The following is a 13,895-nucleotide window of genomic DNA, read 5'->3' as shown; positions in this document are numbered from 1 at the left end:
ACCTTATGGAGGTCTAAAGCAGTTTGCTCAGAAAAAGAAGCTGTAGAATAAGTAAACAAATCAAACACCTAAATCACCCTTTTATGAAATTCCTTTTACTGATCTTTCTAGGTATTGCCCCTTTTGTAATTCAAGCTCAGTCAAATTACGTCGCTAATACGCCAAATCAGAACTTCCCCGGCGACCAAAATACCCTTGTTGGTCCTAACGCAGGGAATACATCAATGTCTGGTTATGATAACACCTTTATCGGTTCTGCTGCCGGTGCAAATAATACATCTGGTACCTATAATACCTTTATTGGAGCCATATCGGGTGTATCTAATCGAACTGGGAATGATAATATTGCTATTGGCCGTTTTGCAGGTACAGGTAACCAATCTGGCGGCTTTAATATTTCTATCGGCGCCTTAGCTGGTGCAGCTAATCAAACAAGCAGTAGAAACATAATGATTGGCGACTCCTCTGGCTCTCAGAATACGGCATCAGGAAATGTCTTCGTCGGTAGTAGGGCAGGGGCATTGAATACCAGCGGTAATAATAACTTGTTTTTTGGCACTAAGGCTGGCTTTTATAATACTACCGGCTCTAACAACATTATTATTGGTCCCAACTCGGGTACGGCCCTTACAACTGGCGATGACAATGTGTTAATGGGCTATAATAGCCAGGCCGGGGATGGATTGCACAATGCCACAGCTATCGGAGCAGGCTCCCGCGTGGCCATTAGCAACGCTCTGATTCTGGGCAACAACGCTAATGTAGGTATTGGCACCTCAACGCCAACGGCTCGGTTAGAAGTCGTTAGTCAAACTCCTGAGACTAGTGGACTAAAATTAACCAACCTAACAGCCTACAGCCCGACTACCCAGTCGACCGACCAATTCTTAACCGTCACCGAACAAGGAGATGTAGTCAAAGCCCGGTATCAACTGCGCATCCATAACGCCAACGAGTGGAGTGACAAGGTTTTTGCACCTGGCTATAAACTTCGTGGGCTTAGTTCCGTTTCAACTTACATCAATCAAAATGGTCATCTTCCTGGTGTTCCTTCGGCAGAACAGATAGTTAAAGAGGGCATTGATTTGGTCAAGATGAATGCGACACTGCTAGAAAAAGTGGAGGAATTGACCCTTTACCTAATAGAACAGCAAAAGATCAATCAACATCTTGAATCAAGAGTCGAGGAGTTGTCACGTCTTATTAAAAAATAACCCTGAATTGAGGGTATTAACTCAACTCGTGTGGAAGCAACCGTCCCTTTTCGCAAAGATCGCATAGCTGCACATTGCGGCCAACTATACGGTGAAATAGGGTAATCCCGTTTATTCTGGGAAGTAGAATGCTAAATTTTGTTAAATTGAGCCGCTTAGCGGTTGAATCCGTTATTTTTGTCTCATAACACGAACCCCTGAATGGCTCGTACAAAAAAGAAAGTAGGTGCGTATCCCAGCGGGATGATCTTGTTTAGTCTGACGCTGGCGTTGTTTTTAATTGGTTTTTGCGGGTTGCTGGCTATCCAGTCAAAGAAGCTGGTCACCTACATCCGTGAGAACTACGAAATCCGGGCGTTTTTAGATAAAGACCTCAGTGAGAAAAAAACGGAAACGTTGTATAAAACTATTACTGAGAGACCTTATGTACTGAAGGCCAATGGTAAAGCGCAGGTTAGCCTGGTTACGAAAGAAGAAGCTGCTAAAGAGTTTATTGCTGAAACCAAAGAGGACTTCTCGAAGTTTCTAGGTGAGAATCCCCTGCACGACAGCTATCGGATCAAGCTTAATGAAGGGTATTTCGAAGAAGCCAAATTGCAGGAGGTTAAACAGGATTTAGAGCAGATCGATGGTGTGTTTGAAGTTGTTTATCAGGAAAATCTGGTGGATAATATCAATCAAAATATCACCAAGATTTACGCGATCATGTCGGCCTTTGCCTTGATTTTGCTGATTATTATTGTTGTACTGATGAACAATACCATTCGCCTGGCGCTTCACTCGCAGCGGATGTTGATCAGAAGTATGCAATTGGTCGGAGCGACAAATGGATTTATTACCCGACCATTTCTTGGGCGGGGTATGTGGCAGGGTTTTCTGGCCGGTATTATTGCCGTTGGCTTATTAATCGCTGGTTTGCAGCTTGCGATTCATAATCTGCCTGAGTTATCAACATTTCAGGACCCCGAAAAGATTGTCTTTTTGATGGCCGGTATCGTTGGACTAGGCGTGCTGATTGGATTTGTAAGTACGTTCCAGGCTGTTCATCGGTATCTGGGATTGACGTTGGACGAATTGTATTGACAGGATACGACTCAATCTGTGGTGGATGAACTGGTTGTCAGGATTAACTACTACAAATTGAAAACCGTAAACTGAAATAAACGTTACACAAAAAGTATAACCGTCTTATTGACATGGCAAAAGATAAACAAGCTGGATCGGCAACACTGACCCGCGACGAACCAGTTAAGAAAACGGCTGCTGCGTCGGTAGTAGCTCCTAAACCTGCTCCGACCCGGTCGGTAACCAGTGATCCTTCGCGGTCGGCAGCTGCCCTTCCATTTGGTCGGCAGAACTATACTCTTATGTTGGCGGGTATCGGCATTATTCTGGCCGGATTCTTCATCATGAGTCTTGACAAAGAAGAGTTTGGCTTTGGCTTTCTGGGTCTTACGCTCGGCCCAATTGTTGTTATGGGCGGTTTTGTTCTCGAATTTTTCGCAATCCTTGCCCGCCCAAAAGCGTAAGGAAGTTATAAATTATAAAGTTGTAAGGTTGTAAAGCAGTTCGCAATTGCGGTTTTCTGCTGGCAACTTTACAACTTTATGGTTTTATAACCGTACAACTACTTTTAATGGAGCTTTTTCACGCGATTGTATTGGCCATTATTGAAGGGCTAACCGAGTTTCTGCCAGTTTCCTCAACTGGCCACATGATTATTTACTCTTCGCTGGCAGGCATTGCCGGTAATGAATTCACCAAACTTTACACCGTCGATATTCAATTCGGCTGTATTCTGTCGGTTCTGGTGCTCTATCATCGTCGCTTCCTGACCGATCCCCGTACAGAAAAGTTTATTGTTCCCAGCTACTTAAAATCATTTCCCCCACGCTGGCAGCCAATGCTGGATTTCTACAGCAAAATCCTAATTGCCTTTCTGCCTGCGGCCGTAATTGGGTTTCTACTAAACGACTTTATTGATTCTCTGCTCGAAAATGTAGTAGTTGTGGCTATCACACTATTGTTGGGTGGTATTGTATTGGTATTTATTGATCGTATTGTCAATGTACAGCCTAAAGATGGCGATGTGAGCGTGGCAGACGCGCTTAAAATTGGCTTCTTTCAGTGTATCGCCATGATTCCAGGCGTTTCTCGATCAGCGGCAACGATTATTGGTGGTATGTTTCAGGGCTTGACCCGGACACAGGCCGCCGAGTTTTCGTTCTTTCTGGCTGTGCCGACAATGGCTGCTGCATCAGGCTATAAACTCCTTAAAACCTACAAACTGCTCCAACCCGAAGATTATCAGATGTTACTTATTGGCAATGCGATTGCGTTTGTTGTAGGTCTTTTGGCTATTCGGGGCTTTGTTGGCTTTCTGACACGTTACGGCTTCAAAGTTTTTGGCTATTACCGCATTGCGCTTGGCTTGCTCCTGCTAGGATTAGTGGCAGCCGGTGTGAAGTTGGATGTGATTTAATGTAATTTTTGACACGGAGATACACAGAGAAAAAGGAGATGCACTAAGATTCTTAGTTATCTTTTCTTTGGGTGTCTCCGTGCTTCTTCGTGTATCTCTGTGACACAACAAACTCCGCCGACACCCGATCCCGGCCAGATTATTCTGATTGATAAGCCACTTACCTGGACATCGTTCGATGTGGCAAACAAATTAAAATTTGCCTGTAAGTTTAAGAAAATTGGCCACGCCGGAACGCTTGATCCATTGGCAACGGGCTTGCTCATTCTTTGCACAGGCAAAATGACCAAACAGATTGACCAGTATCAGGCGCAGGAAAAAGAATATACCGGAACGCTTGTGCTTGGTAAGACTACGCCTTCTGTCGATCTTGAAACCACTTTCGATGCCGAGTTCGATACGACCGGTATTACCCCTGAGCAAATTCGGGAAGCTGCCCAGCAACTAACGGGCGATATTCTACAGGTACCGCCTATTTATTCTGCCATTCGGGTTAATGGGGAGCGGTTGTATGAAAAAGCCCGTCGGGGTGAAACTGCCGATCGGGTTGAAGGGGGAATTAAAGCTCGTCAGGTAACCGTTTCGGTATTTGAGGTCAATGCGGAGCGTTTCCCGGAAGTAGATTTTCGCATCGTGTGTACTAAAGGTACCTATATTCGTAGTCTGGTACGCGATTTGGGCCTGTTGCTCAACAATGGAGCTTATATGAGCAGCCTAAGACGGACACGCATTGGTGATTTCCGGATTGAGGATGCGCAGACCATTGAGCAATTTATTGAAACGCACCGAGCGATTTAATTTTGTCAGGAGATAGTTAGGAATGGTCAGGCATATACTTGACCTACCTGATCATCCCTGACCTCTACTTATTAGCGAATGATTATCTATAGAGGTCTCAACGATATACAGCCTTTAACCAATGCCGTTGTAACAAGTGGTACTTTTGACGGAGTTCACCGTGGTCATCAGACAATTTTGGCGCGCCTGACAGAGGTTGCTAAAGCGAGTGGGGGAGAGTCGGTACTGATAACGTATTGGCCGCATCCACGCACCGTTGTTTCCAACGACAGTCAGAATCTAAAACTGCTGACAACCCTTGATGAGAAGATTGAACTACTCGATCAGGCTGGAGTTGAGCATTTGGTGATTATTCCGTTTACGCGTTCATTTTCGCAGTTAACCTCAGAGGAATACATCCGTCAGATTCTTCTTGAAAAAATTGGCACCAAGAAACTAGTAATCGGCTACGATCACCGATTTGGTCGCGACCGTGAAGGAGGCTTTGAGTACATAAAAGCGCATCAGAGCGAATATGGGTTTGAGGTAGAAGAAATACCTCGTCAGGATGTGGAAGCGGTTGGGGTCAGTTCATCTAAAATTCGGGCGGCTCTTAATGAGGGCCATGTTCACACGGCGAATCTATTTCTGGGCAGAGCGTATACTCTGACCGGCACAATCGTAAAAGGGCGACAGCTTGGCCGCACCATTGGTTTTCCAACGGCGAATATGCAGGTAGATGACCCTGCCAAGCTAATTCCTGCTAATGGCGTTTATGCTGTTGAGGTTGACTATGCCGGACAACTACATAAGGGCATGCTCAATATTGGCTTCCGACCTACGGTTGCTGGTACGAATCAGACTATTGAAACCTATATCTTCGATTTCGACAAAGATATCTATGGCGAACATCTGACGCTGAAGTTTCGGGAGTTTTTGCGGCCAGAACAAAAATTTGATGGATTACCTGCATTGGTTGCCCAGCTAAAACAGGATGAGGAAACAGCGCGAGCAACACTGGCAAACGGGCAAGTTTAACTCAGATTTTTAGGCACTTTACGGTTGATTTTCTCAGGCAGATCAGCAGGATGGACATACAGGTCGATCCCGCTGACCTGCCTAAATTATTTTTATGTTATTAAGCCAAATTATAGTTTAAAAGACCATCTACAAGTCAAAATAATCCATCGGAAATTCATATATTAGCAAGGAATTTATAAAGCAGCATTCCCCCTAACATGACTTCATTTATGGCACTCGGTTTCAACGAATCCGAGTCGATGAATCGCCTTCAAATTTCTTATACAGAGTATACCAAAGAGCAAGCGGAACAGGCAAATTCTGCCTTTGACGAGTGCGTAAAACACTACCTGCGTCAATGGATTGAGCAGGGTACCGTGTTAGGAGGGGATCGAAGTCCAGAGGTAGAAAACAACACCGAAGAATTTATCCGGCAAGGTGCCCTGCGAAGCTTTTTTAAGCACCATGAAGATGCCCTTGAGCGCCTGCTCCAACAGGACGACATCGCCAGACACCTGCTACGCCCTAGTGCCCAGGTCTTTTTTGAGCCCGATGCTTACGAGCCATTATTGTCGCTATTCGAAAAGCGCATCTATAATTTAGCCGCCCATCGCGAACATCTGGAAGTGCCGTTTCGGTACAGTCCTATGAGTCGACAGGGTATTTTCGGCGACTCAATTAGTTTTGCCGATATGCCTCCTGGTGAAGTTAGAGAGGACATTGGTTTTTATTTCGGTACTCGCCGATCGGATAAAACGGCATTGAACCTAATTGCCCGTCAGCTTCGTCGGGAAGCGTTATTTTCAACCTTACTGCCGATTCATGTCGTAACAGAAGGCTACATGGAGGATTCGCTGCGAGCCATTAGAGTGGCGACAGAGAAATTTAGGGAAGAAGGGGAGAGTCAGCAATTGTTTCACTGTTTTGTCGTGCAGCGACGCCATGCTGCCGATGATCGTCACCTGGGGGCGGCATTTCTAGTCATGAATATTCAGCAACCCGAATTACCCCACCGTGTGTTATTCTGCGATACATTGAAACCGAATGGTAAGCCACCCTGGTGGAATAAGTTTAAGCGCTATGTCGATACGGTATTTCCACAACCAGATGGAAGTCCGGCCGCTTCGGATCGATTAGAAGATGGCGGTCTTAATCTTCAGCGCCTGCACGATGGAGTACCAGTTCGTCATCAGGATATTGACTGTGCTTTTTATTCTGCATCAATGGCCCGTGCGCTTATTCAGATCACAAAACTGTCGCCAGAACTCATCAGTGGGTCAATTGAGGAACTAGTTAGCCAGATGACAGAACGGATGCCTGAATATTTTGCCCAGACAAACGTGCCTAAAGCGCCAGAGGTAGTGCGTGAGGTTAATGTGATTCGTCGATGGCAGATGGGCCAGGAAGCACTGACTGATCTTCAGCAAGACTACCGCTCTAAATCGGCCGCTTTAAATGCAGCTCTCCTGGAGTCGAGTGACTCGACGTGGGGGGAGCCCATCGACCCGTCTGAGTCAAGACTGGATCTGTCGTCGGCGGCCTAGTTTAATCTACCGTTATATACCCTGGATTCTTTAGTTCCCAATGTTGAGGCCCACTACATAGCCTGTGGTCCAGGCATTCTGGAAGTTGAAACCACCTGTGATGCCGTCGACATCTAATACCTCGCCCGCAAAGTAAAGTCCTGACTGGGCTTTACTTTCGAGCGTTAGAGGGTTTAGCCCATCGAGCGAAATGCCTCCACAGGTCACGAATTCATCTTTGAAGGTAGTTTTTCCTGACACTTGAAACTGACTGTTGATTATCCGTTCAGCCAATCGGTTTAAGAGTTTGGCGGGTAGATCGGCCCAGCGTTGCAGATCAGAAATTCCCGCTTCGGTGGCAAAAGCTTGCCATAACCGGGCAGGTAAACCAAATGGATTCTGTGAAACGACCTGCTTGCGGCCATTTTGCTGACGAAAATCCTGTAATTTATTGCGTAGCGTATTGTCGTTGAGGTCGGGCGTCCAGTTGATACGAAGGGTGAAACGATAATTAAGGTCGGCTAATTCGCGGGCAGCCCAGGCTGATAAACGGAGTATTACCGGCCCACTAAATCCCCAGTGGGTTACTAAAATCGGGCCTCGTTGTTCCTGTTTTGTTCCTACGACATACACCTTCGCATCTGGTACCGACACGCCTGCCAATGGTATCAAGTAACTATCAGGCACATTGAATGTAAATAACGATGGCACGGGGGCAATCAATGACTCGCTTTGCTGGGGCAACCAGTCATAAGATGCTAGTTGGGGATAACCGCCCGTTGCAATAAGAACTCGATCGGCTAGGAGGGTTTCGTTGGTGAGTAAATCGACTAGCCAGCGCGATGATGCATCTTGTCGAAGTGAAGCGACTCCACAACTGGTTCGAACCTGAATGCCTAATCGGCGGGCTGTGGTTAGTAAGCAATCGACGATGGTATCGGAGGTATTGGTAGCTGGAAACATGCGCCCGTCGGCTTCAGTTTTTAGATCGACACCCCGTTGTGCGAACCAGTTTACTGTAGCTGTAGTATCGAATTGATTGAGCAGGGCACGTAGTGGTTTCTCTCCGCGCGGATAAAATTTAACCAATTGCCGATTGTCAAAACAGGCGTGTGTAACGTTGCAGCGCCCTCCGCCCGAAATGCGGACTTTATTTAATACGGTACGATTTTTTTCGAGAATGGTAACGGTTGCATCTGGGTATGTTTCTGCGGCTGTAATTGCCCCGAAAAAACCTGCTGCTCCGCCACCGATTACGACAATATTCAGTGATGACATAGGGTTTTAACAGGGGTTTTCTGTTTCATGTTCCCTATTCAACATTTCAATCAGGGTGCGGGCTGGGTTTTATGAGCGCTTACAATCGGGACATTAAACCTTGACCTTGAAACGGAATAAACCTAAAACAAAAAACTAACTTTGGGTTATGCTTTTCAAACCTCGATTTTCAACCAAAAATTATGCTCGTCGGGGCTTCCGGCTGCGGGGTAACACGCTGGTAATGCTGTTCGTGTTTTTCCTTATCGGACTTTTTCTTCACTACGGTGGCCGGACGCAACCCGTTGTGGCTTTCTGGAATGACTTTCGGCAGATGATTGGCTTGGGGAAATCCCGATCCGACCGAGAGGATTCCAACCCCTACAAAGCGCCCGAACCTAAGTCTGATGAGGCAACAGACAATCGGAGTGGAGGGAAGTCGTCGTCGGAGGAGAGTGAAGCCAGTGATAACAATCCAGATAAACCATCGGAGGCATCCTCGGGTAACCAGCGATTTGACTTTGAAAAGCAGGTTGATTTTTTACTGCCTGTATCCAAAGCCAGTGGCGAACTGATCCGGCACGAAGGCTATACGCTTAGTTACCGCGATCAATACAAAGATGCCGAATGGGTGGCTTATCCGCTGCTTGCCTATGAAACGACTGGTGATGCCGACCGAAAAAATGAGCAATTTAAGCCGGACCCTTCAGTTGAAAATGGAACCGCGCTTCCTGCTGATTACACTCGGTCGGGCTACGACCGGGGGCATTTGGCACCTGCTGCCGATTTTAAGTTTTCGCAGCGAATGATGCGCGAGACATTCTTTATGAGCAACATTACACCTCAAGCGCCCGAATTTAATCGAGGAATATGGGGCGATCTCGAAAACCAGATACGATTATGGGCGCGTCGTGATAAAGGACTTTACGTGATAACAGGGCCGGTGTTGAAACCCGGTTTACCTACGATTGGGAAACATACTGAAGTAAGTGTGCCCGAGAAGTTTTATAAGGTAATCCTTTACTGCAATAAGCCTGATATAAGAATGGTTGGCTTTCTGCTTAATAATGAGGGATCAACTAACTCATTGAAGCAGTTTGTGGTGCCAGTCGACCTCATTGAGCAATTGACGGGCCTCGACTTCTTCCCAAAAATTCCCGACGATCTCGAGCGGAAGCTGGAAAGTAAAAGCCGCGAAGAAGTAGTGGATGAATGGTTTGACAATTAAATCTGTTTACTGTTTCAAGTTCAATGTTTCATGTTCCGGCACAGAGCGCCAATGTTGCTGGAACATGAAACATTGAACCTGGAACAGTAAACAGATTATTGCCCATTCGGATTAATGAGCATCGGCGTTTTGCCGTCTGTAATAATAATCTTCGAGTTTGGCGAGGTCGCCAATTGCCTGAAGGCTTCAATGGTTTTATACTCGATAATCTGCTTGTTCAGCCCTTCTGAAATTATTTTCTGAGAGTCGGCAATACCTTTTGCTTCAATTACTTTTCGGTCGGCTTCTTTGTGCTCTTTCATCAATACAAACTCCATTTGCTGCGCCTGTTGTTCGGCTTCAAGCTTTTGTTCAATAGATTGGGCCAGACCTTTCGGTAACTGAATACTTTTCATAAGTACGCTTTCAACAACAATGCCCCGTTTTTCCAGCACAGTGTGCATTTCGGCGGCAATCTCCTTTTCGATCTCCTCCCGTTGACCCGTATACATATCTTTAGCGAAGAAGCGGGCGCAAACGTCCGCAGCCGCTGAACGGAATACGCTGACAATAACGACACTTTCGTATTTCTCACCAATCGTTGTGAGGACCTGCGGGGCTTTCTCGGGTACAATTCTATACAAAACAGCCATCTCGGCACTGATATTTAGTCCCTCCTTCGACGGAATATTTTCCAGGGCCAATGGCAGGTTAATCGTACGAACGGGTACCCGAATAATGGTTGTTGTGAATGGATTGTAGCTGTGTATCCCCGACCCTTTTACTTCTGGATCTAATTTCCCAAACCGGCGTTTTACGCCAACTTCGCCTTGTCGAATGGTTGTGCAACTCAGGATAAACAAGGCTGGTAGCAAACAAAATATAAGCTTTTTCATGGTAGTTAATTGACAGATTTAATTGTCTCGCTAACTACCTCTTCGCTTATTAAAGCCTGATGTAAAAGATGTTAAGTTGCTATTAAAGTTGAATGGGTGTCTAAAAAAGCCTGAAGCTCATCAGGGCGTTGAGTACCGATAGTAATTTTTCTCTTGGTTTTCCACTCAATTCGCAAGCCTTTGTTGCCTGCGATGTTATAGACCCAACCATCGAATCCCAGTCGGATGCCATAGCCAATAAAGCCGTATTGAGTTATTGAAACGGATTGGATATCACTCCAGGAAATCGTTCGCCAGGAGAAAACGGGAAAAACTCGATAATGAATACCGTCTGAGTCCAGACGCGTATCTAATCGCCAAACATAGAACAGGAGAATAACGAGTAGGCTGATAGTAATGCCAATCCAAGCGAAAGGTTCACTTGGCGTACTAATAGCCCACATAGGACTGGCTGTAGCGACGGCCACAGCGGTCAGGATGAGCCACAGCCACCACTGACGAAATCGCTGCGTCTCGGTGAAGGTTGCCATTCCTAGGTTTTCTGCTTCTTCTTCTTCGCAGCTGGGAAGAGTATGTTATTCAAGATCAGGCGGTAACCGGCGGAATTGGGGTGCAAGTTCAGGTCGGTTGGTTCTTCACCGATTTCATGCCGATAATCTTCGGGATCGTGACCGCCATAGAAGGTGAAGAAGCCTCGACCATAGGGCGAGTGAATGTAACGAGCCTCGCCAGCCGAACGATTTTCGGCCATGATCACCACTTCGGGTTTAATGTAGTTTTTCTTAAATGCGGTGGTCTGCCCCATGAATCCCTTAATCACATTCAGGTGATTTTGCGTCAACATGGTCGGAATGGGATCGTACTTGGCTGAAAACTGAAAGAGCGTAAAGTAGTCGTTATGCTCGCTCAGTCCCCGCTCTTCGGGCTGATTGTCGATGTTCGAAAATTCGATCAGATAGGGGTTCGTATATACCTGAAAGTTCCGAAACGCAAATGTCTGACTATAATCCAGTTTGCTATTTGCATTTGGGTCGGCAGGGTCGCCATCGTAAAATGTATCGACAATATCTGTGTTGTGAGAAGCTAGCGCAATGTCATAGGTATCCGTGGCATTACACATGGCAAACAGGTAGCCACCGCCCAATACAAAGTCGCGGATTTTTTGCGCTACAGCCAACTTCAATTGAGGCACTTTGGTGAAGCCAAATTTGCTGGCAATCGTTTCAGCTTCGCGCTTTTGAGCAATGTACCAGGGTTGATCTTTAAAGTGGAAAAACTTACCATATTGTCCCGTAAAATCCTCATGGTGTAAGTGTATCCAGTCGTATTCGGGCAGCTTGCCATTCATCACTTCTTCATCGAACACCACGTCGTAAGGGATTTCTGCGTAGGTCATGACCATCGTCACGGCATCGTCCCAGGGCTGTTTTGTTTTAGGTGAATAAACGGCAACTTTGGGTGGTTTTTGCAGTTTTACCGCATCCATATTGGCATCGGCAGCCGCAACTTCACTTAAAATCTGCGCCGACTGAGCATCTGAAATTACCTCATAACTAACCCCCCGAATCACCATTTCGTTGATAAATGCCTGAGTTTGCGGCAATAAAAATGATCCACCCCGGTAATTGAGCAGCCAGTCGATTTCGGTATCATGGACTTTCAGCACCCAATAGGCAATACCATAGGCTTTGAGGTGGTTTTTCTGGGCATCATCCATAGGAATCAGGATCTTAGAGGCCCATGTCTGCCCCACCAGGGTCAGAATTAGGATAAGCGGTAACAGCAGCCGTTTCATTGGTTTCCCTATTAAGAATGCGCTTGGTAGTTTTGTAATAACGAAAGATAAGCAATTATTGTGCGAGATTAAAGGTGAAAGAATGAAAGAGTGAAAGAGCGAAAAATTTGCGCCAACTTTCACTCTTTCATTCTTTCGCTCTCTCACTCTTTAAAAAATGAATCTACTCGAAAACATACGCGAAGGGCTCCGTTCAATTGCTGGGAATCGGCTACGAACTATTCTGACCTCGCTCATTATTGCCATCGGTATTACATCGCTGGTAGGTATCTTAACAGCTATTGAAGGCATTCAAAGTTCGGTGGACAGCAGTTTTGCCGGATTGGGGGCTAATACATTTAGTATTGTGGCCCGCCAGGATGCATTTAGACGAGGTGGACGTGTCCAACGTCAGGATGCCCCGATAGACTATTTTGATGCAGTACAATTTAAGCGCCGGTTTCCGTATGGTGCCACCATTGCTGTTTCTTCCGTTGTAGCAGGTGCCGCCCAGGCTAAATTCGGATCGAAAAAAACAAACCCTAATATTCAGCTTACGGGTGGAGACGATGCATACCTGAGCGTGAAAGGATTTACGATTCAAAGTGGTCGTAACCTGACACCTAATGACCTGGTTGCTGCTCGCAATGTGGCTATTATTGGGAGTGAAGTGGCAAATACTTTATTTGAGAAAAAGCTGGACCCAATCAACCAGGTAATTCGGGTGGCGGGCAACCAGTATAAAATTATTGGCGTTTTAGCCAAAAAGGGTGGCTTTTCGGGTGGGGGCGATGATCGGATCATCCTAATTCCGCTCGACAACGCTCGTGCTCTGGCCGGAAGTCAGCAGTTAACATTCGATATTACGGCATCAGTACCTACAGTTTCAGATCAGGACGAAGCCGTTGACGAAGCCCGCGGAACAATGCGGCTGGTTCGGCGAGACCAACTTGGCCAGCCTGATTCGTTTGAGATCGAGCGGGCGGATGAGTTGGCAAAAGAAACCGGGAATATTACGGGTTATCTGCGTATTGGTGGCTTTGGCATTGGTTTCATCACCTTACTCGGTGCATCTATTGCGCTCCTGAACATTATGCTTGTGTCGGTTACAGAGCGAACGCGCGAAATCGGTATTCGGAAATCACTTGGAGCTACTCCCCAACGGATTCGCGAGCAGTTTCTGATCGAAGCCATTGTTATCTGCATTCTTGGGGGCATAGGCGGTGTGTTGCTAGGTTTAGGCGTAGGCAATCTGATCTCAAGTGTTATCAGTCAGGGGAAAGGTAGCTTTATTGTTCCCTGGGCCTGGATGGGGCTTGGCCTGCTTGTTTGTATTACGGTTGGTCTGTTTGCGGGCATTTACCCCGCCGTGCGGGCCTCCAAATTAGATCCTATTGATGCGTTGCGGTATGAGTAGGTATGATGAATGATGCGGCTGATTGGGATAGGAATAAAATTCTACATTGATCCTTGTAAGTTGTTCATTAATCCTTACTTTTGCACCCACGTTTGACAAACGCATCCTGCCAAGGCGGGACGATTCTGTCGCCGGGATGGCGGAATCGGTAGACGCGATGGTCTCAAACACCATTGTCTGCAAGGACATGCCGGTTCGAGTCCGGCTCCCGGTACTAAATAAAGGCTATAAGTTGCTGAAAATCAGTCTCTTATAGCCTTTTTTGATTCTTACACTGTAACATTACTGAAACAATTGCGCTTCCTATCCTCAGCAACTGGTGATAGAG

At 46.3% G+C, this 13,895-nt stretch carries 13 protein-coding genes and 1 tRNA gene; 10 read left to right on the top strand and 4 right to left on the bottom strand.

The features are described 5' to 3' along the window. Positions 1–83: 83 nt before the first annotated feature. The 7 genes from GO755_RS31585 to GO755_RS31555 all read left to right on the top strand — a co-directional run bounded on the left by GO755_RS31585 (position 84) and on the right by GO755_RS31555 (position 7,037). On the top strand, positions 84–1,214 hold the full coding sequence (locus GO755_RS31585) for a hypothetical protein (RefSeq protein WP_157589433.1): 1,131 nt from the start codon (positions 84–86) through the stop codon (positions 1,212–1,214). 201 nt (positions 1,215–1,415) lie between these two features. After that, a complete protein-coding gene (locus tag GO755_RS31580) occupies positions 1,416–2,297 on the top strand; it encodes a cell division protein FtsX (RefSeq protein WP_157589432.1) in 882 nt (293 codons plus the stop codon). A 113-nt stretch (positions 2,298–2,410) separates the two neighbouring features. Next, positions 2,411–2,743 carry a DUF3098 domain-containing protein gene (locus GO755_RS31575; protein WP_157589431.1) on the top strand — a complete coding sequence of 111 codons (333 nt, stop codon included), beginning with the start codon at positions 2,411–2,413 and terminating at the stop codon, positions 2,741–2,743. A gap of 107 nt (positions 2,744–2,850) precedes the next feature. Further along, positions 2,851–3,696: an undecaprenyl-diphosphate phosphatase gene (locus GO755_RS31570; protein WP_157589430.1), complete on the top strand. Its 846-nt coding sequence runs from the start codon at positions 2,851–2,853 to the stop codon at positions 3,694–3,696. Between the two features lie 99 nt (positions 3,697–3,795). Continuing rightward, complete coding sequence (gene truB, locus GO755_RS31565) at positions 3,796–4,494, top strand: tRNA pseudouridine(55) synthase TruB (RefSeq protein ID WP_317165996.1); 699 nt, start codon at positions 3,796–3,798, stop codon at positions 4,492–4,494. A gap of 78 nt (positions 4,495–4,572) precedes the next feature. Continuing rightward, a complete protein-coding gene (locus GO755_RS31560) occupies positions 4,573–5,511 on the top strand; it encodes a bifunctional riboflavin kinase/FAD synthetase (protein WP_157589429.1) in 939 nt (312 codons plus the stop codon). 212 nt (positions 5,512–5,723) lie between these two features. Beyond that, positions 5,724–7,037, top strand: coding sequence for a hypothetical protein (locus tag GO755_RS31555; RefSeq protein WP_227687160.1), 1,314 nt, complete (start codon positions 5,724–5,726; stop codon positions 7,035–7,037). A 30-nt stretch (positions 7,038–7,067) separates the two neighbouring features. On the opposite strand, the gene GO755_RS31550 is transcribed toward GO755_RS31555, so the two are convergent. Next, positions 7,068–8,294, bottom strand: coding sequence for a BaiN/RdsA family NAD(P)/FAD-dependent oxidoreductase (locus tag GO755_RS31550; RefSeq protein WP_157589428.1), 1,227 nt, complete (start codon positions 8,292–8,294; stop codon positions 7,068–7,070). 148 nt (positions 8,295–8,442) lie between these two features. Between GO755_RS31550 and GO755_RS31545 the strand changes: the two genes are divergently transcribed. Continuing rightward, positions 8,443–9,501: a DNA/RNA non-specific endonuclease gene (locus tag GO755_RS31545; RefSeq protein WP_157589427.1), complete on the top strand. Its 1,059-nt coding sequence runs from the start codon at positions 8,443–8,445 to the stop codon at positions 9,499–9,501. Positions 9,502–9,596: 95 nt separating this feature from the next. Here GO755_RS31545 and GO755_RS31540 read toward each other — a convergent pair whose 3' ends face one another. From GO755_RS31540 to GO755_RS31530, 3 genes are all read right to left on the bottom strand, one after another. Next, a complete protein-coding gene (locus tag GO755_RS31540; protein ID WP_157589426.1) occupies positions 9,597–10,376 on the bottom strand; it encodes a prohibitin family protein in 780 nt (259 codons plus the stop codon). 71 nt (positions 10,377–10,447) lie between these two features. Further along, entirely contained in the window at positions 10,448–10,906 is a 459-nt protein-coding gene (locus tag GO755_RS31535; RefSeq protein ID WP_157589425.1) for a hypothetical protein, read from the bottom strand. A gap of 2 nt (positions 10,907–10,908) precedes the next feature. Next, complete coding sequence (locus GO755_RS31530; RefSeq protein WP_157589424.1) at positions 10,909–12,171, bottom strand: asparagine synthetase B; 1,263 nt, start codon at positions 12,169–12,171, stop codon at positions 10,909–10,911. 157 nt (positions 12,172–12,328) lie between these two features. On the opposite strand from GO755_RS31530, the gene GO755_RS31525 reads away from it, so the two are divergent. Beyond that, positions 12,329–13,567 (top strand): ABC transporter permease, encoded by a 1,239-nt coding sequence (locus GO755_RS31525; protein ID WP_157589423.1) that lies wholly within the window; start codon positions 12,329–12,331, stop codon positions 13,565–13,567. Between the two features lie 130 nt (positions 13,568–13,697). Then, positions 13,698–13,781 (top strand) — tRNA-Leu (locus GO755_RS31520). The last annotated feature ends 114 nt before the right edge of the window (positions 13,782–13,895 follow it).

This window comes from Spirosoma arboris (assembly GCF_009754945.1).
In the GTDB taxonomy this organism is placed as follows: Bacteria; Bacteroidota; Bacteroidia; order Cytophagales; family Spirosomataceae; genus Spirosoma; species Spirosoma arboris.
This window is presented reverse-complemented; position numbering and strand designations above follow the sequence as displayed.

Bases quoted from the DNA above. Each gene is read 5' to 3' on its own strand.
- GO755_RS31585 (WP_157589433.1), top strand. From the start codon at position 84: ATGAAATTCCTTTTACTGATCTTTCTAGGTATTGCCCCTTTTGTAATT.
- GO755_RS31540 (WP_157589426.1), bottom strand. From the start codon at position 10,376: ATGAAAAAGCTTATATTTTGTTTGCTACCAGCCTTGTTTATCCTGAGT.
- GO755_RS31560 (WP_157589429.1), top strand. From the start codon at position 4,573: ATGATTATCTATAGAGGTCTCAACGATATACAGCCTTTAACCAATGCC.
- GO755_RS31575 (WP_157589431.1), top strand. From the start codon at position 2,411: ATGGCAAAAGATAAACAAGCTGGATCGGCAACACTGACCCGCGACGAA.
- GO755_RS31530 (WP_157589424.1), bottom strand. From the start codon at position 12,171: ATGAAACGGCTGCTGTTACCGCTTATCCTAATTCTGACCCTGGTGGGG.
- GO755_RS31555 (WP_227687160.1), top strand. From the start codon at position 5,724: ATGGCACTCGGTTTCAACGAATCCGAGTCGATGAATCGCCTTCAAATT.
- GO755_RS31545 (WP_157589427.1), top strand. From the start codon at position 8,443: ATGCTTTTCAAACCTCGATTTTCAACCAAAAATTATGCTCGTCGGGGC.
- GO755_RS31535 (WP_157589425.1), bottom strand. From the start codon at position 10,906: ATGGCAACCTTCACCGAGACGCAGCGATTTCGTCAGTGGTGGCTGTGG.
- GO755_RS31570 (WP_157589430.1), top strand. From the start codon at position 2,851: ATGGAGCTTTTTCACGCGATTGTATTGGCCATTATTGAAGGGCTAACC.
- GO755_RS31580 (WP_157589432.1), top strand. From the start codon at position 1,416: ATGGCTCGTACAAAAAAGAAAGTAGGTGCGTATCCCAGCGGGATGATC.
- GO755_RS31550 (WP_157589428.1), bottom strand. From the start codon at position 8,294: ATGTCATCACTGAATATTGTCGTAATCGGTGGCGGAGCAGCAGGTTTT.
- GO755_RS31525 (WP_157589423.1), top strand. From the start codon at position 12,329: ATGAATCTACTCGAAAACATACGCGAAGGGCTCCGTTCAATTGCTGGG.